We start from the raw sequence: 21,571 nt of genomic DNA, 5'->3' as shown, positions 1-21,571 counted from the left end.
AATGCTCTTGCACAAAAAAGGGCGGCATCCACTGGAGAGCCCGCCCTACTTGAATCTCTAAAAGGGTCGATCACCGATCGACCCTTTCACTCACGCCTTTAGGCCGACGCCTGACCTTCGGCCAGGAAGAACCAGGTTTCCAGTACGGAATCGGGGTTCAGCGAAACGCTTTCGATGCCTTGTTCCATCAGCCATTTGGCCAGATCAGGGTGATCCGAAGGCCCCTGACCGCAGATACCGATGTATTTACCGGCCTTGTTGCACGCTTGAATCGCATTGGCCAACAATTTCTTGACCGCCGGATTCCGCTCGTCAAACAGGTGCGCGATGATCCCGGAGTCACGGTCCAGGCCCAGCGTCAGCTGAGTCAGGTCGTTGGAGCCAATGGAGAAACCGTCGAAGAATTCCAGGAACTCTTCCGCCAGGATCGCGTTGGACGGCAGTTCGCACATCATGATGATGCGCAGACCGTTCTCGCCACGGGCCAAGCCATTTTCGGCCAACAGGTCGATCACTTGGCTAGCTTCGCCCAGGGTACGGACAAACGGCACCATGATTTCAACGTTGGTCAGGCCCATCTCGTTGCGCACGCGTTTCAGGGCGCGGCACTCGAGTTCGAAGCAATCGCGGAACGCTTCGCTGATGTAACGCGACGCACCACGGAAACCCAACATCGGGTTTTCTTCTTCCGGCTCGTAGAGTTTGCCGCCGATCAGGTTCGCGTATTCGTTGGACTTGAAATCCGACAGACGCACGATGACCTTTTTCGGGGTGAACGCAGCGGCCAGGGTACTGATGCCTTCGACCAGTTTGTCGACATAGAAACCAACCGGATCGTCGTAACCGGCAATGCGCTTGTCGACGCTGTCCTTGATCTCTTGCGGCAGACCGTCGTAGTTCAACAGCGCTTTGGGGTGAACCCCGATCATGCGGTTGATGATGAACTCCAGGCGGGCCAGGCCCACACCAGCGTTCGGCAGTTGTGCGAAGTCGAAAGCGCGGTCCGGATTACCAACGTTCATCATGATCTTGAACGGCAGATCAGGCATGGCGTCCACGGAGTTTTTCTTGATGTCGAAGCCCAGTTCGCCTTCGAAGATGTAACCGGTGTCGCCTTCCGCGCAGGAAACGGTCACACCCTGACCGTCTTTGAGCAGTTGGGTGGCGTTGCCACAACCGACCACTGCCGGGATGCCCAGCTCACGAGCGATGATCGCCGCGTGACAGGTACGGCCGCCACGGTTAGTGACGATGGCGCTCGCGCGCTTCATAACCGGCTCCCAGTCCGGGTCCGTCATGTCGGAGACCAGTACGTCGCCCGGCTGGACTTTGTCCATCTCGGACACGTCCTTGATGATGCGGACCTTGCCGGCGCCGATACGCTGGCCGATGGCGCGACCTTCCACCAGTACAGTGCCGGTTTCTTTCAACAGGTAGCGTTCCATGACGTTGGCCGAGGTGCGGCTCTTCACGGTTTCAGGGCGGGCCTGAACGATGTAAAGCTTGCCGTCGTCGCCGTCTTTGGCCCATTCGATGTCCATCGGGCACTTGTAGTGCTTCTCGATGATCATCGCTTGCTTGGCAAGTTCGCTGACTTCAGCGTCGCTGAGGCAGAAACGGGCGCGATCAGCCTTGTCGACATCGATGGTCTTGACCGACTTGCCGGCCGTGGCCACTTCGCCGTAGATCATTTTGATCGCTTTGCTGCCCAGGTTACGGCGCAGGATAGCGGGGCGGCCTGCCTCCAGTGTTTGTTTGTGGACATAAAATTCGTCCGGGTTCACCGCACCCTGCACAACGGTTTCACCCAGGCCGTAGGCGCCGGTAATGAACACAACGTCGCGAAAACCCGACTCGGTGTCGAGGGTGAACATGACACCGGCAGTGCCGGTTTCTGAACGAACCATGCGTTGCACGCCAGCCGACAGGGCGACCAGTTTGTGGTCAAAGCCCTGGTGGACGCGGTAGGAAATCGCACGATCGTTGAACAGTGAAGCGAACACCTCTTTGGCGGCGCGAATGACGTTTTCGACACCCCGGATGTTCAGGAACGTTTCCTGCTGACCGGCGAAGGAAGCATCCGGCAAGTCTTCGGCGGTAGCGGAAGAGCGCACGGCCACCGCCATGTCAGGGTTACCGGCCGACAGCGTGGCGAACGCGGTGCGGATTTCGGCGTTGAGCTTCTCGGGAAACTCAGCGTCCATGATCCAGTTGCGGATCTGCGCACCGGTCTTGGCCAGCGCGTTGACGTCGTCGACGTCCAGGGCGTCGAGCGCGGCATGGATCTGATCGTTCAGGCCGCTCAGTTCCAGAAAGTCACGATAGGCCTGAGCGGTCGTGGCGAAGCCACCAGGCACCGAGACACCGGCACCCGCAAGGTTACTGATCATCTCGCCCAGGGATGCGTTCTTGCCCCCCACATGCTCTACATCATGGACGCCGAGCTTATCGAGGGAAACTACGTACTCTACCAAGGTGATCTCTCCACTAACTGTGTTGGAAAAGCTCAGAAGCCGGCCGCTCAGGGAGCATTTGCCGACTGTATGGCCTGGACCTGGAAAATAAGTGAGAATGCGGGCCACTGGCGGCCAGCAAATCGCGCCTACTATATCCAAGAATCGTCACTAGCTTAAGGCCCAAGGTGCAAATGAAACGATCTGCTTTCTTTATCTCCGATGGCACGGGTATTACCGCCGAAACCCTCGGTCAAAGCCTGCTGGCGCAGTTCGAAAACATTACCTTCAGCAAATTCACGCGCCCGTACATCGACGACGTGGATAAAGCGCGGGCCATGGTACAACAAATCAACAAAGCCGCCGAAAACGATGGTTTTCGTCCGATTATTTTCGACACCATCGTCAATCAGGACATTCGTGAAATCCTCGCGACGTCAAATGGTTTCATGATCGACATTTTCTCGACCTTCCTGGCACCGCTGGAACAGGAACTAACCGAACATTCCTCGTACACCGTCGGCAAATCCCACTCCATCGGCACCAACTCCAATTACATGGAGCGCATAGAGGCGGTGAACTTCGCCCTCGACAACGACGACGGCGCCCGCACCCACTATTACGACAAGGCCGACCTGATTCTGGTCGGCGTATCACGCTGTGGCAAGACCCCGACCTGCCTGTACATGGCCATGCAATTCGGTATCCGCGCGGCCAACTACCCGCTGACCGAAGACGACATGGAGCGCCTGCAACTGCCCGCGGCCCTGCGCGCCCACCAGCACAAGCTTTTCGGCCTGACGATCGACCCTGACCGCCTGACCGCAATCCGCAACGAGCGCAAACCCAATAGCCGCTATTCGAGCTATGCCCAATGCGAGTTCGAAGTGCGCGAGGTCGAGAATCTGTTCCGACGCGAAAACATCCCCAACATCAATTCCACGCATTTTTCGGTTGAAGAGATTTCGGCGAAGATTTTGGTCGAGAAAGGTGTCGAACGGCGGTTCAAGTAGCATTTCAGCGCCTGTCCGGCCGCTTTCGCGAGCAGGCTCGCTCCCACAGGGGATTTATGTCGATTGTAAAATTTGCATCCGACAGCGATCAAATGTGGCAGCGAACCTGCTGGCGATCAACGATCACACGGCTTCTGTTAATGCCTGCACCAACGCCTCAAACCCGCCAAGCAACAATTGATCATCCCCCGCCGAATTACACACACTCGCCCGAATGAACTGCGGCACAGCCCCATGGCCGACCGCAAACGCCTCGGCAGTCGCCACTAAGTAGTTGTTCTCTTTAAGCTCCGCTGCAACCTGCGATGCCCGCCACGGCTCGGGTACTTCGATCCAAAAGTGTGGACTATTGGGATGAGTCTTATATCCGACCTCTTCCAACACCCCACTGACCAAGTGCTTACGGCGGCTGATTTCAGCTATCTGCTGCCCCAACAACTGCAAGGCAATGCCGTTTTCGACCCATTCACTCGCCAATGCCATCGACAACGGACTGGCCATCCAGCACGTCCCACGCACTGCGGCGCTCAAACGTCCGATCAACGGTTGCGGCGCATGCAGATAGCCAACCCGCAAACCGGCCGAAACAGCTTTGCTCAAGCTGCCGATAAGCACTGAACGCTCCGGAGCAAAGTGACTCAAGGGCAGTGGACGCTGCTGCGCCAGCACCGCATGAGCCTCGTCTTCGATGATCAGCAAATTGTGCTGCCGGCAGACCTCAGCAATCGCCTCGCGCCGTGGGACTGACATGACGGCTGCCGTAGGATTCTGGATCGTTGGTGTGCAGTACAACGCCGATACCCGATGGTTCTGGCAAACATCCGACAGCGCTTCGGGCGATAGCCCTTCGTCATCCATCCCGACACCGATCAGTTTTATCCCAAGCATGCGTGCGACGCTGATCAAACCTGGATAGGTCAGGTGCTCGGTCACTAAAGTGTCGCCGGGCTTGAGCAGCGCCATCAACACGCAAAGCAAACCGTGCTGGCCGCCATTGACGCACACAATCTGATCGGCGCTCGGTGCAAAGGCCTTGTGTCGCAACCATTCGGCACCTGCCGCGCGATGGCGCACCAACCCCGCATCAGCGGTGTAGCCGGCCATCTGTTGCAAGGCCTGCGGATCGCCGGCCAAGGTTTGCAAACCCTGACTCAGCAAAATCGCCTCTTGGCCCGGTATCGGCTGATTCCGACTCATGTCGAACAGTGTTTGCGGCTCATCGCTGACGTTGCGAAAGCCACTATCACGCAAGCGCTCCATGCCGCGCTGACGCACATAAGTGCCATCTCCTACACGCGCCACCACCAAACCGACCCGCTCCAATTCGCCATACGCGCGGCTGATGGTGCCGATGGTTACGCCAAGGCTGTCGGCCAGCAGTCGATGGGGCGGCAATTTGCTGCCCGGCTCGATCAAGCCTTCGCCGATGCTTTTTTCCAGGGCTTGGGCCAAGCGCTTGTACTTGACGCCACGCCCTTGAGCCAGGCCTTCGCGCAGGATTGACACCGTGGCAATACTTACTTTGACAGTCATTTCCATCCCGAATAGCGTGCTGAAAACAGGTTCAATCAGGGATAGACCTTTTCCACTATCAGGTCAATTCCAACGACAACAGGAACTCGATCATGTCCATTGCCCTCAGCGCACCGTCCGTCATTCGCAAACCCTGGTTGGCCGGATTGATCACCAGCACATTATTTTTGATCGTCTGCCTGAGTTGGGGCACCACATGGCTGGGGATCAAAATTGCCGTCGAAAGCGTGCCGCCACTGACCGCTGCCGGCCTGCGCTTTCTGATCGCGTTTCCGCTGTTCTTGAGTTTTGCCCTGCTGCGACGTGAACCGTTGCTGTTTCCACGGCAAAGTCGCTGGTTTTTCGTGTTCGTCACGCTGTCGTACTTCAGCCTGCCGTATTACTTGCTGAACTACGGTGAGATGCACGTCTCATCAGGTCTGACGGCCTTGCTGTTCAGCTGCATGCCGGTGTTCATCCTGATTTTTTCAGCGATATTTTTGCGGGAGAAAATCTACCCTTCGCAAGTGATCGGCATCGCTATTGGGTTTGGCAGTCTGTTCATGATTATCCGCAGTCAAGGACTGCACGTGGACCACGCCGAGTTGTTCGGGGTATTGGCGATTTTGGCCGCGGCGGTGATGCATGCGCTGTGTTACGTGATCACCAAAAAGCAAGGCGTTGCGATCAGCGTGATCACCTACAACACACTGCCCATCGGCCTCGCCGGGTTGATGCTGTTTGTGGCGGGATTGAACTTTGAAACGCCGGTGTTCAGCGAGATTACAACGCGCTCGTGGGGCGCCCTGCTCTATCTGGGATTGGTGGCATCGGTGGGTGGATTTATCGTTTATTTCATGCTGCTGAAACGACTAAGCCCGATTATTTTGTCGTTCGTATTCATCATTTTTCCGGTGTTCGCAGTGGTGATTGGCGCGTGGTACGAGGGGCAAAGTATTTCGCGGGAGTTGATGATGTATTCGGCGGTGCTACTGACCGGGTTTGCGATCACCAAATTACCGGTCGAGAAATGGCTTAAAGCTTGAGCGTATAAGGCTTGCTGGCGATGGCGCCTTTTGTATCGCCAGCGCGAGCAAGCCCGCGCCCACAGGTTTTGTTCAGATCACGAACAGGTCGACAAAGCGGTTCACTGGCGTCGCTTCCAGCTTCGCCTGATCCTTGCACAACGCAAAAATCTCGGCACTGCGCTGGCCGGTGAAGCGCGTCGCCAGGCTGGCCTTGAACTTGTCTTCCAGCAGCGGGATGCCATCGGCGCGGCGACGGCGATGGCCGATCGGGTACTCGACCAGCACGTTGTCGGTGCTGGAGCCGTCCTTGAAAAAAACCTGGATCGCATTAGCAATGGAGCGCTTATCGGCCTCCAGATATTCGCGGGTGAAGCGCGGGTCTTCGACGATGACCATTTTCTCTCGCAGCACGTCGATGATCGGGTGCGCGGCATGAAACTCGTCTTCGTATTGCTCAGCCACCAAATTGCCGAACGCCAGCGGCACAGCGGCCATGTACTGAATGCAGTGGTCACGGTCGGCGGCGTTGGCCAATGGGCCGACTTTGGAAATAATGCGGATCGCCGATTCGTGGGTAGTGATGACGATTTTGTCGATATCGTGCAGGCGATTGCGCACGTGCGGATGCAGGGTGACGGCAGCCTCGCAGGCGGTTTGCGCGTGAAATTCGGCGGGAAAGCTGATCTTGAACAGCACGTTTTCCATCACGTAACTGCCGTACTTCCGGGAGAAACTGAACATGCGTTTCTCCTGCGGCTTCAACGCCAAATCGTTGTTGGTGTGGCTGAACAATACATCGTAGAAGCCCCACTGCTTGGCCGTCAGCACGCCAGGAATGCCCATCTCGCCGCGCATCGCAATGTCTGCCAACCGCACGCCTCGGCTGGAGGCATCGCCAGCGGCCCAGGACTTGCGCGACCCGGCGTTCGGTGCGTGGCGATAAGTACGCAGCGCCTGACCGTCAGCAAACGCGTGGGACAACGCGGACAACAGTTGCTCGCGGCTGGCGCCCATCAATTTAGCGGTGACAGCCGTTGAAGCCACTTTTACCAACAGCACGTGATCGAGGCCTACACGATTGAAGGAGTTTTCCAGGGCAATCACGCCCTGAATCTCGTGAGCCATGATCATCGCTTCCAGCACCACACGGATCGTCAGCGGTGCTTCGCCGTTGGCCAAGCGTTTTTGCGACAGGTGATCGGCCACCGCCAGAATACCGCCGAGGTTATCCGACGGATGACCCCACTCGGCGGCGAGCCACGTGTCGTTGTAATCGAGCCAACGAACAATACAACCGATGTCCCACGCAGCTTTGACCGGGTCGAGGCGGTAACTGGTGCCGGGTACACGGGCGCCGAAAGGGACGACGGTGCCTTCGACGATAGGCCCCAGGTGTTTGGTGCATTCGGGAAGGCGCAGGGCCAGCAGGCCACAGCCGAGGGTGTCCATCAGGCCGTTGCGGGCGGTGTCCAGCGCTTCTTTAGAGTCGATTTTGAAGGTGAGGACGTAGTCAGCGATGTCTTGCAGGACCGTGTCGTAGTCGGGGCGGTTGTTCAGGTCGACGTTGGCGCTCATGTTCGATTCACTCTTGAAGTGGTTCGTTAATGGGACCTCGGTTCAGGGCAGTCTCAGTCGGTTAAAACATTGTTATTTTGAAATGCGATCAAAACGGTGGAGGCGAGCCTGCGCGCGAAAGCGGTATATCAGATGACATCAATGTTGAATGTCAGTCCGTCTTCGCAAGCAGGCTCTCTTCCAGAGGGGATGGGCCGACTTAGAAGGAGTCACCCGGCACGCGCACATAGCCTTCCATGAGCACCCGCGCACTGCGGCTCATGATCGCTTTGCTGACGGTCCATTCACCGTTGACCTCTTTGGCCTCGGCACCGACGCGCAAGGTGCCGGACGGGTGCCCGAACCGCACGGCGCTACGCTCGATACCGCCCGCCGCGAGGTTGACCACGGTGCCGGAAATCGCTGCCGCCGTGCCAATCGCCACCGCCGCCGTGCCCATCATCGCGTGGTGTAGTTTGCCCATGGACAACGCACGCACCAGCAAGTCGACATCCTCGGCCGCAACCGCTTTGCCGCTGGACGCGATGTAATCCGCGGGCTTGGCCACGAACGCCACTTTCGGCGTGTGCTGACGCGTGGACGCTTCGTCCAGGTGCTTGATCAGCCCCATGCGCAATGCACCGTGGGCGCGGATGGTTTCGAACATCGCCAAGGCTTTCGGATCACCGTTGATCGCCCCCTGCAACTCGGTGCCGGTGTAGCCAATGTCTTCGGCATTGATAAAAATCGTCGGGATGCCGGCATTGATCAGGGTCGCCTTGAAGGTCCCGACGCCGGGCACTTCCAGGTCATCGACCAGGTTGCCCGTGGGAAACATCGAGCCGCCACCGCCCTCTTCTTCCGCCGCCGGGTCCATGAACTCGACCTGCACTTCAGCGGCTGGAAAAGTTACGCCGTCGAGTTCGAAATCACCGGTTTCCTGTACTTCACCGTTAGTGATCGGCACGTGGGCGATGATGGTCTTGCCGATATTGGCCTGCCACACCCGAACCACGGCCACACCGTTGTGTGGAATGCGGCTGGCATCGACCAGACCGTTGCTGATAGCGAACGAACCGACCGCTGCCGACAGGTTGCCGCAGTTACCGCTCCAATCCACGAACGGCTTGTCGATGGAGACCTGACCGAACAGGTAATCAACGTCGTGATCGGCCTTGATGCTTTTGGACAGGATCACGGTTTTGCTGGTGCTGGAAGTCGCGCCGCCCATGCCGTCGATTTGCTTGTCATAGGGATCCGGACTGCCGATCACGCGCAACAACAACGCATCGCGCGCCGGGCCGGGAATCTGTGCCGCTTCGGGCAAGTCTTGCAGGCTGAAGAACACGCCTTTGCTGGTACCGCCGCGCATGTAGGTGGCGGGGATTTTGATTTGAGGTGCGTGAGACATGTCATTCCTCTATTGACCAACAGGGGATCTGAACCCCCTGTAGCGCTGCGTTTTAGACGGCGACTGCCGATTCAAGGAAGTCCTGAGCGAAGCGCTGCAACACGCCGCCGGCCTCGTATATCGACACTTCTTCGGCGGTATCAAGACGGCAGGTCACCGGCACCTCGACGCGCTCACCGTTGCGGCGGTTAATCACCAGCGTCAACGTCGCACGCGGGGTACGGTCGCCGATCACGTCATAGGTTTCACTGCCATCAATCCCTAAGGTATGACGGTCGGTGCCCGGCAGGAACTCCAGCGGCAACACCCCCATACCCACCAGGTTGGTGCGATGAATGCGCTCAAAACCTTCAGCGGCAATCGCTTCGACACCGGCAAGACGCACGCCCTTGGCCGCCCAGTCTCGGGACGAACCCTGACCGTAATCGGCGCCGGCAATGATGATCAGCGGTTGCTTGCGCTCCATGTAGGTTTCGATGGCTTCCCACATGCGCATAACCTGGCCTTGCGGCTCGACGCGTGCCAGCGAACCCTGCTTGACCTTGCCGTTTTCCTGAACCATTTCATTGAACAGTTTTGGATTGGCAAAAGTCGCGCGCTGCGCCGTCAAGTGGTCGCCCCGGTGAGTCGCGTAAGAGTTGAAGTCCTCTTCTGGCAACCCCATTTTTGCCAGGTACTCACCGGCGGCGCTGTCGAGCATGATCGCGTTCGACGGCGACAGGTGATCCGTGGTGATGTTGTCCGGCAGCACCGCCAGCGGGCGCATGCCCTTGAGCGGACGCGCCCCGGCCAACGCGCCTTCCCAATACGGCGGACGGCGGATGTAGGTACTCATCTCGCGCCAGTCGTAGAGCGGCGTCACTTTCGGGCCGGTGTCTTCGTGAATGGCGAACATCGGAATATAGACCTGACGGAACTGCTCCGGCTTGACCGAGGCTTTGACCACCGCGTCGATCTCGTCGTCGCTCGGCCAGATGTCTTTCAGGCGAATTTCCTGGCCGCTCGCGTCCAGCCCCAACACGTCCTTTTCGATGTCGAAACGGATGGTTCCCGCGATGGCGTAAGCGACCACCAAGGGTGGCGAAGCGAGGAACGCGTTCTTGGCGTATGGATGAATCCGCCCATCGAAGTTGCGGTTACCCGACAGCACGGCGGTGGCGTACAGGTCGCGGTCGATGATTTCTTGCTGAATCAGCGGGTCCAGCGCGCCGGACATGCCGTTGCAAGTGGTACAAGCGAAAGCGACGATGCCGAAACCGAGCTGCTCCAACTCATGAGTCAGGCCGGCTTCGTCCAGATAAAGGGCTACGGTTTTCGAGCCCGGCGCCAGGGACGATTTCACCCAAGGCTTGCGGGTCAGCCCAAGCTTGTTGGCGTTGCGCGCCAGCAGCCCGGCGGCGATCACGTTGCGCGGGTTGCTGGTATTGGTGCAACTGGTGATGGCGGCGATGATCACCGCGCCGTCCGGCATCTGCCCCGGCACGTCGTCCCACTGCCCGGAAATGCCTTGAGCGGCGAGATCCGAGGTCGCAACGCGCGCGTGCGGGTTGCTCGGGCCCGCCATGTTGCGCACCACCGAAGACAGGTTGAAGCTCAAGCCGCGCTCGTATTGCGCCTGCTTCAAACTGTCAGCCCACAGCCCGGTGATTTTGGCGTAGTTCTCGACCAACTGCACCTGCTCGTCTTCACGCCCGGTCAACTTCAGGTAGTCGATGGTTTGCTGGTCGATGTAGAACATTGCCGCAGTGGCACCGTACTCCGGGGCCATGTTGGAAATGGTCGCGCGGTCGCCAAGCGTCAACTGTGAAGCGCCTTCACCGAAGAACTCCAGCCAGGCACCGACTACTTTTTGCTTACGCAGGAACTCGGTCAGCGCCAGCACCATGTCAGTGGCGGTGATGCCCGGTTGCAGCTTGCCTGTCAGTTCAACTCCCACGCTTTCCGGCAGACGCATCCACGAGGCGCGGCCGAGCATCACGCTCTCGGCTTCCAGGCCGCCGACGCCGATGGCGATCACGCCCAGCGCATCGACGTGCGGGGTATGACTGTCAGTGCCGACACAGGTGTCGGGGAACGCTACACCGTCGCGGACCTGGATCACCGGCGACATTTTCTCCAGGTTGATCTGGTGCATGATCCCGTTACCCGGCGGGATCACATCAACATTTTTGAAGGCTTTTTTGGTCCAGTTAATGAAGTGAAAACGGTCTTCGTTGCGACGGTCTTCAATGGCGCGATTCTTCTCGAACGCCTCGGGATCGAAGCCGCCACGTTCAACGGCCAGCGAGTGGTCGACGATCAATTGCGTCGGCACCACCGGATTGACTTGCGCCGGATCGCCACCTTGCAGGGCGATGGCATCGCGCAACCCAGCGAGGTCGACCAGCGCGGTCTGACCAAGAATGTCATGGCACACCACACGGGCCGGGAACCATGGAAAGTCGAGGTCGCGCTTGCGCTCAATAAACTGCTTCAGCGAATCAGTGAGCGTGGCCGGGTCGCAGCGACGCACCAGGTTTTCCGCCAGCACACGGGAGGTGTAAGGCAGGGTGTCGTAGGCGCCAGGTTGAATGGCTTCGACAGCCGCACGGACGTCGAAGTAATCCAGATGGCTGCCGGGCAGCGGTTTGCGGAATGCTGTGTTCATCGTCAGGACTCGGTCACGGTAGTTACAAAAGGGACGCGTCAGGCATAGGTCTTGAGGTTCACACCGCCCCCCTTGTCGGGACGGGCCTGTTCGCGAAAGGCCGACATCCATGCTGAATGTCAGCCCGTCTTCGCGACCAGGCTCGCTCCCAAAACGGCGCTCTGTGCCTTTATTTACCGATGCTTACGCACTCCCCCTATCAGCGTTGTTCGATTGGCACGAACTTGCGCTGTTCGACGCCGATGTACTCGGCACTCGGGCGGATGATGCGATTGTTTGCACGCTGTTCGAACACATGCGCCGCCCAGCCAGTCAGGCGTGAGCAAACGAAAATCGGGGTGAACAACTTGGTCGGGATACCCATGAAGTGGTACGCCGAGGCGTGATAGAAATCGGCGTTCGGGAACAGTTTCTTTTGCTCCCACATGGTCTTATCGATGGCTTCGGAAACCGGGAACAGCACCTTGTCGCCCACTTCGTCAGCGAGTTTTTTCGACCAGCCTTTGATCACTTCATTACGCGGATCGTTGTCCTTATAGATCGCGTGACCAAAGCCCATGATCTTGTCTTTGCGTTCAAGCATGCCGAGGGTGCCTTTGATCGCCTCCTGCGGCGATGAAAAGCGCTCGATCATTTCCATCGCGGCTTCGTTGGCACCGCCGTGAAGCGGTCCGCGCAGTGAACCGATGGCGGCGGTGACGCAGGAATACAGATCCGACAGGGTCGATGCGCACACACGGGCGGTAAAGGTCGACGCGTTGAACTCGTGTTCTGCGTACAAAATCAGCGACACGTTCATCACTTTGACGTGCAACTCGCTCGGCGTCTTGTCGTGTAGCAGGTGCAGGAAGTGGCCACCGATGGAAGTCTCGTCGGTGACGCAATTAATGCGTTTACCGTCGTGACTGAAGCGATACCAGTAGCACATGATCGCCGGGAACGCGGCCAGCAGACGGTCGGTGGCGTCGTGTTGTGCGCTGAAATCTTTCTCCGGCTCCAGGTTACCCAGAAACGAGCAACCGGTACGCATCACGTCCATCGGGTGGGCGTCGGCGGGAATACGCTCCAGCACTTCCTTCAGCGCTTGTGGCAGGTCACGCAGTTTGCTCAGCTTGCTGATGTAAGTCGCCAGTTGCGCCTTGCTCGGCAGTTCGCCGTAGAGCAACAGGTACGCCACTTCTTCGAATTGTGCATCAGCCGCCAGTTCACGAACGTCGTAGCCTCGATAAGTCAGGCCGGCGCCCGACTGGCCCACGGTGGACAGTGCAGTTTGCCCGGCGACTTGGCCACGGAGCCCGGCGCCACTGAGTACTTTTGCTTCGGCCATTGCTGCCTCCAATTTTGAATTTGTTAGGGGATTGGCAAGTTCTGTGACGTTGCGCCTTATTTTTTCGCGGCGAACAACGCGTCGAGCTTTTGCTCGAAGGTGTGGTAGTCGATGCGATCGTAAAGCTCCATGCGCGTCTGCATGGTGTCGATGACGTTCTGTTGCGTACCGTCGCGACGGATCGCGGTGTAGACGTTTTCCGCCGCTTTGTTCATCGCGCGGAACGCCGACAAGGGGTATAGCACCAAAGAAACATCGGCAGCGGCGAGCTGCTCGGTGGTATAGAGCGGTGTCGCGCCGAATTCGGTGATGTTCGCCAGGATCGGAGCATTCACACGGCTGGCGAACAGTTTGTACATCTCCAGTTCGGTGATCGCTTCCGGGAAAATCATGTCAGCGCCAGCCTCGACGCACGCCGCCGCACGTTCCAGCGCAGACTCCAGGCCTTCGACCGCCAAGGCGTCGGTTCTGGCCATGATCACGAAGCTGTCATCGGTCCGCGCATCGACGGCAGCCTTGATGCGGTCGACCATTTCCTGCAACGAAACGATTTCTTTATTGGGACGGTGACCACAACGCTTGGCACCGACTTGATCTTCAATGTGAATCGCTGCGGCGCCAAATTTGATCATCGACTTGACGGTGCGCGCCACGTTGAACGCTGAAGAACCGAAACCGGTGTCGACGTCCACCAGCAACGGCAGGTCGCATACATCGGTGATGCGGCGCACGTCAGTCAGCACGTCGTCCAGACCGGTAATGCCCAGGTCCGGCACACCGAGGGAGCCTGCGGCCACCCCGCCACCGGACAGGTAAATCGCCTTGAAACCGGCGCGTTTGGCCAGCAGTGCATGGTTGGCGTTGATCGCGCCGACCACTTGCAGTGGATGCTCGCTGGAGACCGCATCGCGGAAACGCTGGCCTGGAGTGCTCTTGTTGGAACTCATGACTCACCTCGTTCAGTGGCTGTCTTATTGGCGCCGTCCTGGTAGTGACGGGCGATATTACGTTTGGAGGCGCCAATGTGGCGGCGCATCAACAATTCAGCCAATTCACCGTCACGGTCGGCGATGGCATCGAGAATCCGGTGGTGCTCGGCAAAGGCCTGACGCGGCCGATTGGGCGTGGTGGAAAACTGGATGCGGTACATGCGCACCAGTTGATAGAGCTCGCCGCAGAGCATCTGAGTCAGCGTGCGGTTGCCGCTGCCCTGAATGATTCGGTAATGAAAGTCGAAGTCGCCTTCCTGCTGGTAATAGCCCACACCCGCCTGAAAGGCCGCGTCGCGCTCATGCGTTTCAAGCACCCGACGCAGTTCGTCGATCTCTTCGACGGTCATGCGCTCAGCGGCCAGGCGACAGGCCATGCCTTCGAGGGATTCGCGGATTTCATAGAGTTCCAGGAGCTCGGCGTGGCTCAGGGAGACCACCCGCGCGCCGACATGCGGCACACGCACCAGCAGGCGCTGGCCTTCCAGCCGATGGATCGCCTCCCGCAGCGGCCCGCGACTGATGCCGTAGGTACGCGCCAGTTCAGGTTCGGAGATTTTGCTACCCGGCGCGATCTCACCTTTAACGATGGCCGCCTGAATACGCCGAAAGACGTTCTCGGAAAGCGTCTCCGAATCATCTTGCACTGTCACCTGAGGATCGAGTTGAGCCAGCATATTGTCGACACCTTGAAAGCCAATGCCGCAAAAACTAGCGAATACAGACCAATAGGTCAAAGGAAAATTGCTCATTGTCGACAATCGTCTAATAACCACCTGAGCCATAACCACTCAACACGAAGGTCTATAGCCCCCTGCCAGCGCTGGCGCCATAAAACCACCGTGCTAGAATGCCGCCCGCGTTTGTCTGCCACATCTCGATGACGTGTCATAAAGAGCTGGCGGGCATACGAGGGAGCTTGCGCAGGAATGCCAGAGCCTTGAATCGAAACACGGACTGCTGCGCATCAGGATCTATGAGACTCAAGCCCTTCCCCACCTTCCTTTATTTGCTGTGTCTGCCGGGGTTTGCCGCGGCAGGTGAAAAGACGGTGTACGGCCTCAACGAGTACGCCTCGTTGAATGGTATCGATCTGGAAGTCGCGGCCAAGCTCGACACCGGGGCAAAAACCGCGTCGTTGAGCGCCCGAGACATCAAACGCTTCAAACGCAATGGCGAGTCCTGGGTGCGCTTCTACCTGGCCATCGACGCCGCGCATTCGCACCCTATCGAGCGCCCCCTGGCCCGCGTCAGCAAAATCAAGCGCCGGGCCAGCGATTACGATGCTGAAGAAGGCAAGAAATACACGGCTCGCCCGGTCATCGAGCTGGATATCTGCATGGGGTCAGCCTTGCGCAGTATCGAGGTGAACCTGACGGACCGCAGCGCCTTCCAATATCCACTGCTGATCGGCTCCGAAGCACTTAAACGCTTCGATGCGCTGGTCGACCCCAGTCTTAAATACGCTGCTGGCAAACCCGCCTGCGCCATCGACGCTCATACCGCAGAGTAATTCCAATGCGCTCTCTTACCCTTCACCTGAAAATCCTGATCACCATTCTGGTGGTGCTGGGCATTTCAGTTACGGCCTATCAGATCTTCGTCCTCGGCATTCCCGTGACCGAAGATGCCACGGACGATTTGTGGAACATCGACGCCAAAGTCCAGTTCGTCGCCAGCGCCAAGGACCCGGTCAAGATCCAGATGTTCGTGCCGCCGCTGAGCCGCGACTATGTGAGTTTGAACGAGAGCTTCATTTCCAATAACTACGGCGTGGCGGTGAACCGTGTCGATGGCAACCGCAAGGTCACCTGGTCGGCGCGTCGGGCCAAGGGCAATCAGACGCTTTATTACCGTCTGGTGCTGACCAAGCGTTACACCGGCGAAAAATCCAAGATCAAAGGCCCAACCTTCCGCGACAGTATCGCCGTCGAAGGCCCGGAAAAAATTGCCGCCGAAGCCTTGCTCGCACCCATCCGCCAGCACTCGGCCGACGTCGAAACCTTCATCGGCGAGGCAATCAAACGGGTCAATAACGTCAATGACGACAATGTGAAACTGTTACTGGGGGGCGATCCGTCCACGTCGCACAAGGCTCGGATCGTCGAACTGCTGCTGTCCATTGCCCACGTGCCGATGGAAAAGGTCCACACCCTCCGCCTGGTGGCCGACCAGCCGCAAACACCGGAACTATGGCTGCGCAGCTTCAATGGCAGCGACTGGCTGTATTTCAACCCGGAAACCGGCGAACAGGGGCTGCCCACCGACCGCCTGTTGTGGTGGACCGGCGATGACAACCTGATCACCGTCGATGGCGGCAAGAAAGCCACCGTCACCTTCAGCCTGAACAACAGCGAAATGAACGCCATTCGCCTGGCCAAGCTGACCGACGAAAATACCGACGCCAACTTCCTCGAATACTCGCTCTACGGCCTGCCGCTACAAACCCAGCAGACGTTCATGATCATGGTGATGATCCCGATCGGCGTCTTGGTGATTCTGATCCTGCGCAACCTGATCGGCTTGCAAACGCTGGGCACGTTTACGCCGGTTCTGATCGCCCTGGCCTTCCGGGAAACCCAGCTCGGCTTCGGTATCGCGCTGTTTACGGTGATCACCGCACTGGGCTTGTCGTTGCGTTCCTACCTCGAACATCTAAAGCTGCAAATGCTGCCCAGGCTGTCGGTGGTACTGACTTTTGTCGTGGTGTTGATCGCGGCCATCAGTTTGTTCAGCCACAAGCTCGGCCTTGAGCGCGGCATGTCGGTGGCGCTGTTCCCGATGGTGATTCTGACCATGACCATCGAACGGCTGTCGATTACGTGGGAAGAACGCGGCGCCGGTCATGCCATGAAAGTAGCCATCGGTACGCTGTTCGCCGCGTCACTGGCCCACCTGATCATGAGCGTGCCGGAGTTGGTGTACTTCGTGTTTACCTTCCCTGCGATTCTGTCGATCCTGGTGGGTTTCATGCTGGCCATGGGTCGCTATCGCGGCTACCGCTTGACCGAACTGATGCGATTCAAAGCGTTCCTCAAGGCTGACTCGTAATGTTCGGTTTCTGGAAGACCTGGAAGGCCCTGGAAGCCAAGGGCATCATGGGGATCAATCGGCGCAACGCGGACTACGTGCTCAAGTACAACAAGCGCAGCCTGTACCCGATTGTCGATGACAAGATCATCACCAAGGAACGCGCGATCGCTGCCGGCATCAATGTGCCGCAGATGTACGGGGTCATCTCTACGGAGAAGGAAATCGACAAGCTCGGCGAAATCATCGGCGGGCGTAAGGATTTTGTGATCAAACCGGCTCAAGGCGCGGGTGGCGACGGCATTATTGTGGTGGTCGACCGTTTCGAGGGGCGTTATCGCACGGTGTCGGGCAAGATCCTCAGCCACGAAGAACTCGAGCACCATATCTCCAGCATCCTCACCGGCCTGTATTCCCTGGGCGGCCACCGTGACCGGGCGCTGATCGAATACCGCGTGACCCCGGACCAGATTTTCAAAAGCATCAGCTACGAAGGCGTACCGGACATTCGCATCATCGTCTTGATGGGCTACCCGGTGATGGCCATGCTACGCCTGCCGACCCGGCAATCAGGCGGCAAGGCTAACCTGCACCAAGGGGCCATTGGCGTCGGTGTCGACCTGGCAACCGGCCTGACTCTGCGCGGTACCTGGCTGAACAACATCATCAGTAAACACCCGGACACCACCAACGCGGTGGATGGCGTGCAACTGCCCTATTGGGACGGCTTCATGAAGCTCGCCGCGGGCTGCTACGAGCTGTGTGGTTTGGGTTATATCGGCGTGGACATGGTGCTCGACCAAGAAAAAGGGCCGCTGATTCTTGAGCTCAATGCCCGGCCGGGGCTGAACATTCAAATCGCCAACGATTGCGGCCTGACCCTGCGCACTCATGCGGTCGAGGCTCGGCTTGAAGCATTGCAAGCACGCGGGATCACCGAGACCGCGCAGGAACGCGTGGCGTTTGTTCAGGAGATGTTTGGGCATATTGCGCCGGTTGAGGGTTGATCCTTTGTCGATGATCGTTCCCACGCTCTGCGTCCGCCTATAACGCAGAGCGTCACCGGATGCCTTCCCACGCGGAGCGTAGGAGCGAATGGTCAGCAACCTGCCAATCCCCGACATCCCCTCTAGGAGCAAATCCAGCAGAGGACTACAATCGCCACCCCGCGCCAATGGCTGACCTGCCCCGCCCATGTTGACCTGCTCCGTACACCCGCTCCCCTATCACGCCAACCCCGCCGAATACTTCGCGGCAATTCGTCATGCCCCAGGCAGCGTGCTACTCGACAGTGGCCGACCGACTGCTGATCGCGGGCGCTTTGATTTGCTCAGTGCCTGGCCGCTGGAGCAACTGGCCGTGCGCTCAGATGAAAGCGGTGCCGATTTCCTGCAACGACTACGGAACAACCTGAGACAGCTAGGCGAAGCATCGGTCCCGAATGAGCTGCCCTTCGCTGGCGGCCTGATCGGATACCTGAGTTACGACTTCGGTCGTCATCTGGAGCACCTGCCGAGCCAGGCACAGGACGATCTGCATTTGCCGGATGCGCGGTTCGGTTTGTATGGCTGGGCGATGATCAGCGATCACCAACGACGGACCAGTCAGTTGGTGTTCCATCCAACGCTGTCCGAAAACGAACGGCAGCGTTTAATCGTGCTGTTCAGCCAGCCGGCGTCAGAACCGGTCGAGCCGTTCACGCTGAAGGCATCGATGAAGGCGGACCTCAGCGCCGATCAATATCGCCAGGCGCTTGAGCGTATCCAGCACTACATTCAGGCCGGCGACTGTTATCAAGTCAACTTCGCCCAGCGTTTCCGTGCGCAATGCCTGGGCGACCCGTGGGCTGCGTATTGCGCGCTGCGAGCAGCGTGCCCCACGCCGTTTTCCGGCTTCCAGAGTCTGCCCGAGGGTGGAGCAGTGTTGAGCCTGTCGCCAGAGCGCTTCGTCAAAGTCAGCGAACGCCAAGTGGAAACCCGGCCGATCAAAGGCACCCGCCCTCGGGGCCTGACGGCTGCGGAGGATGCCGCAAACGCCGCCGAGCTGCTGGCCAGCCCCAAGGACCGTGCGGAAAACCTGATGATCGTCGACTTGCTGCGCAACGACCTTGGCCGTACCTGCCGTATCGGCTCGGTGCGGGTGCCGGAGTTGTTCAGCCTGGAGAGTTATCCGAACGTGCATCACCTGGTGAGCAGCGTCACCGGTGAATTGGCCAGCGACAAGGATGCACTGGACCTGATCGCCGGCAGCTTTCCTGGCGGTTCGATCACCGGCGCACCGAAAATTCGCGCGATGCAAATCATCGATGAGCTGGAGCCCACGCGGCGTGGGCTGTATTGCGGTTCGTTGCTGTACTTGGACGTGCGCGGCGAGATGGACAGTTCCATCGCCATTCGCAGCTTATTGGTGAAAGACGGACAAGTGTGTTGTTGGGGCGGCGGCGGGATCGTCGCTGACTCAGAGTGGCAGTCCGAGTATCAGGAATCGATTACCAAAGTGAAGGTGTTGCTCGACACCTTGATGAGTCTTTAAAAGTGTCGCGGGTAAGCCCGCCCCCACAGGGTTCGTTGATTTCCCTTGAGAGCAGGCTCGCCCGCGATGGCGTCCGACCAGACGATTACAAACTCAACGCCCGATTCGAGGCCTTGATGAATTCCTGCTTCAACTCTGCAAAGGTATGCACCGCTGGGAACTGCGGGAACTCGCGAATCACATTGTCCGGCGCATGGAAGAGAATCCCGGCATCCGCCTCGCCGAGCATCGTGGTGTCGTTGTAGGAATCACCGGCGGCAATCACTCGGTAGTAAAGACTCTTGAAGGCCAATACCGACTGACGTTTGGGATCTTTCTGACGCAACTGATAGCTCGTCACTCGACCGGCGTCATCCGTCACCAGCCGATGGCAAAGCAACGTGGGGAAGCCCAGTTGACGCATCAACGGCTGGGAAAATTCGTAGAACGTGTCCGACAGAATCACCACCTGGAACCGCTCACGCAGCCAGTCGACGAACTCGACGGCACCGTCCAGCGGCTTGAGTGTGGCGATCACCTCCTGAATGTCAGAGAGTTTCAAACCCTGCTCATCAAGGATCCGCAGACGCTGCTTCATCAGCACGTCGTAGTCGGGAATGTCCCGGGTAGTGGCCTTGAGGGAGTCGATCCCGGTTTTTTCGGCGAAGGCGATCCAGATTTCCGGGACCAGAACACCTTCAAGATCCAGACAAGCAATTTCCACAAGACACTCCGATTTGTAATGTTTATTGAGTCTAGCGAGCAAAAGGACTGCCGGACTCTATCGGCTCGGCTGGACGTGCGCAACGCAGAGGGCGCGCCAGTGGTTGTATGTTTTTGTTACCATCGCAGCCATATAGAGCGCCCAGCGCCACTGACCTGTAGGAAGCCGCCCTGATGAGCCCATCGTTCGACGTCGTGGAACTCGCCACGACCTATGCCAACAAATCCGCCCAGGACATCCTGAAACTCGCCTTTGCCGAGTTCGGCGATGACCTCTGGATATCATTCAGCGGCGCCGAAGACGTCGTGCTGGTGGACATGGCCTGGAAGCTGAACAAGAACGTCAAAGTGTTCAGCCTCGACACGGGTCGCCTGCACCCCGAGACCTACCGCTTTATCGATCAGGTGCGCGAGCACTACAAGATTGATATCGAACTGGTGTCGCCGGACTACACGAAACTTGAGCCATTCGTGAAGGAAAAAGGCCTGTTCAGCTTCTACAAGGACGGCCATGGCGAATGCTGCGGCATCCGTAAAATCGAGCCACTGCGGCGCAAACTGTCCGCCGTGACGGCTTGGGCCACCGGCCAGCGCCGGGATCAGAGCCCCGGCACCCGCAGCGCGGTTGCCGTTATGGAAATTGACAGCGCGTTCTCCACACCTGAGCGCACTTTGTACAAGTTCAATCCTCTGGCGCAGATGACCAGTGAAGAGATCTGGGGTTACATCCGCATGCTGGAGCTGCCTTACAACAACCTGCACGAACGCGGATTCATTAGCATCGGCTGCGAGCCATGTACCCGCGCAGTGCTGCCGAACCAGCACGAACGTGAAGGTCGCTGGTGGTGGGAAGAAGCGACTCAGAAAGAATGCGGGTTGCATGCTGGCAATATCATCAGCACATCCAAGGCCTAACCTTCAGCCGTAGAGAGAATCCTTGTGGGAGCAAACGGGCTCGCGCCCACAAGGATTAACGTTCAGCCTCAAAAATGTGTACACACAAATGTCACCATAAGTGCCGTTTATGTGTGCATTTTTATTTAAGTCGCCCCAAAAAGTTACATCTTCAACACCTTACCGCCTCAGTTGCACCCTCTCGCGCATCCCACCTAAAAATAAATACTTGTTCAATCAGTCAATTTATATTGTTTTATTTTCAGTTAGTTATGAACAACACATAACAAAATGAAATTAACAGTTAAATCTATAGACTCTGGAGTGGCACATATCTGGCTTAAGTGAATCATTGCTTTGTATACAATAAATACAAAACATACACACACTTTAGATCCGCAAGCCTGAAGCGCCCTATCCCGTACAGGCTGCAGATGCCCCGTAATTAATGATGTTTGCCACCCGCGACGAAGATTTGT

16 protein-coding genes are annotated in these 21,571 nt (G+C 58.1%); 7 read left to right on the top strand and 9 right to left on the bottom strand.

The genetic code is table 11. The features are described 5' to 3' along the window. Window positions 1-98 precede the first annotated feature (98 nt). Complete coding sequence (gene ppsA, locus RHM68_RS09005; protein ID WP_322222019.1) at window positions 99-2,474, bottom strand: phosphoenolpyruvate synthase; 2,376 nt, start codon at window positions 2,472-2,474, stop codon at window positions 99-101. Between the two features lie 173 nt (window positions 2,475-2,647). Between ppsA and RHM68_RS09000 the strand changes: the two genes are divergently transcribed. After that, window positions 2,648-3,466 (top strand): pyruvate, water dikinase regulatory protein, encoded by an 819-nt coding sequence (locus RHM68_RS09000; RefSeq protein WP_322222017.1) that lies wholly within the window; start codon window positions 2,648-2,650, stop codon window positions 3,464-3,466. A 123-nt stretch (window positions 3,467-3,589) separates the two neighbouring features. Here the strand turns inward: RHM68_RS09000 and RHM68_RS08995 are convergent, their stop codons facing one another. Further along, a complete protein-coding gene (locus RHM68_RS08995; RefSeq protein WP_322222015.1) occupies window positions 3,590-4,999 on the bottom strand; it encodes a PLP-dependent aminotransferase family protein in 1,410 nt (469 codons plus the stop codon). Window positions 5,000-5,136: 137 nt separating this feature from the next. On the opposite strand from RHM68_RS08995, the gene RHM68_RS08990 reads away from it, so the two are divergent. Next, window positions 5,137-6,024: a DMT family transporter gene (locus RHM68_RS08990; RefSeq protein ID WP_322223741.1), complete on the top strand. Its 888-nt coding sequence runs from the start codon at window positions 5,137-5,139 to the stop codon at window positions 6,022-6,024. Window positions 6,025-6,096: 72 nt separating this feature from the next. Here RHM68_RS08990 and prpD read toward each other — a convergent pair whose 3' ends face one another. The 6 genes from prpD to RHM68_RS08960 all read right to left on the bottom strand — a co-directional run bounded on the left by prpD (window position 6,097) and on the right by RHM68_RS08960 (window position 14,611). Beyond that, window positions 6,097-7,581: a 2-methylcitrate dehydratase gene (prpD, locus tag RHM68_RS08985; RefSeq protein WP_322222013.1), complete on the bottom strand. Its 1,485-nt coding sequence runs from the start codon at window positions 7,579-7,581 to the stop codon at window positions 6,097-6,099. Between the two features lie 199 nt (window positions 7,582-7,780). Then, window positions 7,781-8,971 (bottom strand): 2-methylaconitate cis-trans isomerase PrpF, encoded by a 1,191-nt coding sequence (gene prpF, locus RHM68_RS08980; protein ID WP_322222011.1) that lies wholly within the window; start codon window positions 8,969-8,971, stop codon window positions 7,781-7,783. A 52-nt stretch (window positions 8,972-9,023) separates the two neighbouring features. Beyond that, window positions 9,024-11,618 carry a Fe/S-dependent 2-methylisocitrate dehydratase AcnD gene (gene acnD / locus RHM68_RS08975; RefSeq protein ID WP_322222009.1) on the bottom strand — a complete coding sequence of 865 codons (2,595 nt, stop codon included), beginning with the start codon at window positions 11,616-11,618 and terminating at the stop codon, window positions 9,024-9,026. Between the two features lie 199 nt (window positions 11,619-11,817). Further along, window positions 11,818-12,945, bottom strand: a complete 1,128-nt coding sequence (gene prpC, locus RHM68_RS08970) for a 2-methylcitrate synthase (RefSeq protein ID WP_322222007.1) — start codon at window positions 12,943-12,945, stop codon at window positions 11,818-11,820. Between the two features lie 56 nt (window positions 12,946-13,001). Then, window positions 13,002-13,892, bottom strand: coding sequence for a methylisocitrate lyase (gene prpB, locus RHM68_RS08965; protein WP_322222006.1), 891 nt, complete (start codon window positions 13,890-13,892; stop codon window positions 13,002-13,004). Further along, window positions 13,889-14,611 carry a GntR family transcriptional regulator gene (locus RHM68_RS08960; RefSeq protein WP_322222004.1) on the bottom strand — a complete coding sequence of 241 codons (723 nt, stop codon included), beginning with the start codon at window positions 14,609-14,611 and terminating at the stop codon, window positions 13,889-13,891. Before RHM68_RS08960 ends, prpB begins: the two co-directional genes overlap by 4 nt. 299 nt (window positions 14,612-14,910) lie before the next feature. On the opposite strand from RHM68_RS08960, the gene RHM68_RS08955 reads away from it, so the two are divergent. The 4 genes from RHM68_RS08955 to pabB all read left to right on the top strand — a co-directional run bounded on the left by RHM68_RS08955 (window position 14,911) and on the right by pabB (window position 19,496). Next, window positions 14,911-15,447 carry an ATP-dependent zinc protease gene (locus tag RHM68_RS08955; protein WP_322222002.1) on the top strand — a complete coding sequence of 179 codons (537 nt, stop codon included), beginning with the start codon at window positions 14,911-14,913 and terminating at the stop codon, window positions 15,445-15,447. Between the two features lie 5 nt (window positions 15,448-15,452). Continuing rightward, window positions 15,453-16,985, top strand: coding sequence for an inactive transglutaminase family protein (locus RHM68_RS08950; protein ID WP_322222000.1), 1,533 nt, complete (start codon window positions 15,453-15,455; stop codon window positions 16,983-16,985). Beyond that, entirely contained in the window at window positions 16,985-17,971 is a 987-nt protein-coding gene (locus RHM68_RS08945) for an alpha-L-glutamate ligase-like protein (protein WP_322221998.1), read from the top strand. The genes RHM68_RS08950 and RHM68_RS08945 overlap by 1 nt, the downstream gene beginning before the upstream one ends. A 187-nt stretch (window positions 17,972-18,158) precedes the next feature. Beyond that, window positions 18,159-19,496, top strand: coding sequence for an aminodeoxychorismate synthase component I (pabB, locus tag RHM68_RS08940; RefSeq protein WP_322221996.1), 1,338 nt, complete (start codon window positions 18,159-18,161; stop codon window positions 19,494-19,496). An 85-nt stretch (window positions 19,497-19,581) separates the two neighbouring features. Here the strand turns inward: pabB and thrH are convergent, their stop codons facing one another. Then, window positions 19,582-20,199: a bifunctional phosphoserine phosphatase/homoserine phosphotransferase ThrH gene (gene thrH, locus RHM68_RS08935; protein ID WP_322221993.1), complete on the bottom strand. Its 618-nt coding sequence runs from the start codon at window positions 20,197-20,199 to the stop codon at window positions 19,582-19,584. A gap of 173 nt (window positions 20,200-20,372) precedes the next feature. Between thrH and RHM68_RS08930 the strand changes: the two genes are divergently transcribed. Then, on the top strand, window positions 20,373-21,113 hold the full coding sequence (locus RHM68_RS08930; RefSeq protein ID WP_322221991.1) for a phosphoadenylyl-sulfate reductase: 741 nt from the start codon (window positions 20,373-20,375) through the stop codon (window positions 21,111-21,113). Window positions 21,114-21,571: the final 458 nt, after the last annotated feature.

Source organism: Pseudomonas sp. DC1.2, assembly GCF_034351645.1.
Lineage (GTDB): Bacteria > Pseudomonadota > Gammaproteobacteria > Pseudomonadales > Pseudomonadaceae > Aquipseudomonas.
Note: the sequence above shows the minus strand (reverse complement) of the source record. Positions and strands in the feature narration are given on the sequence as shown.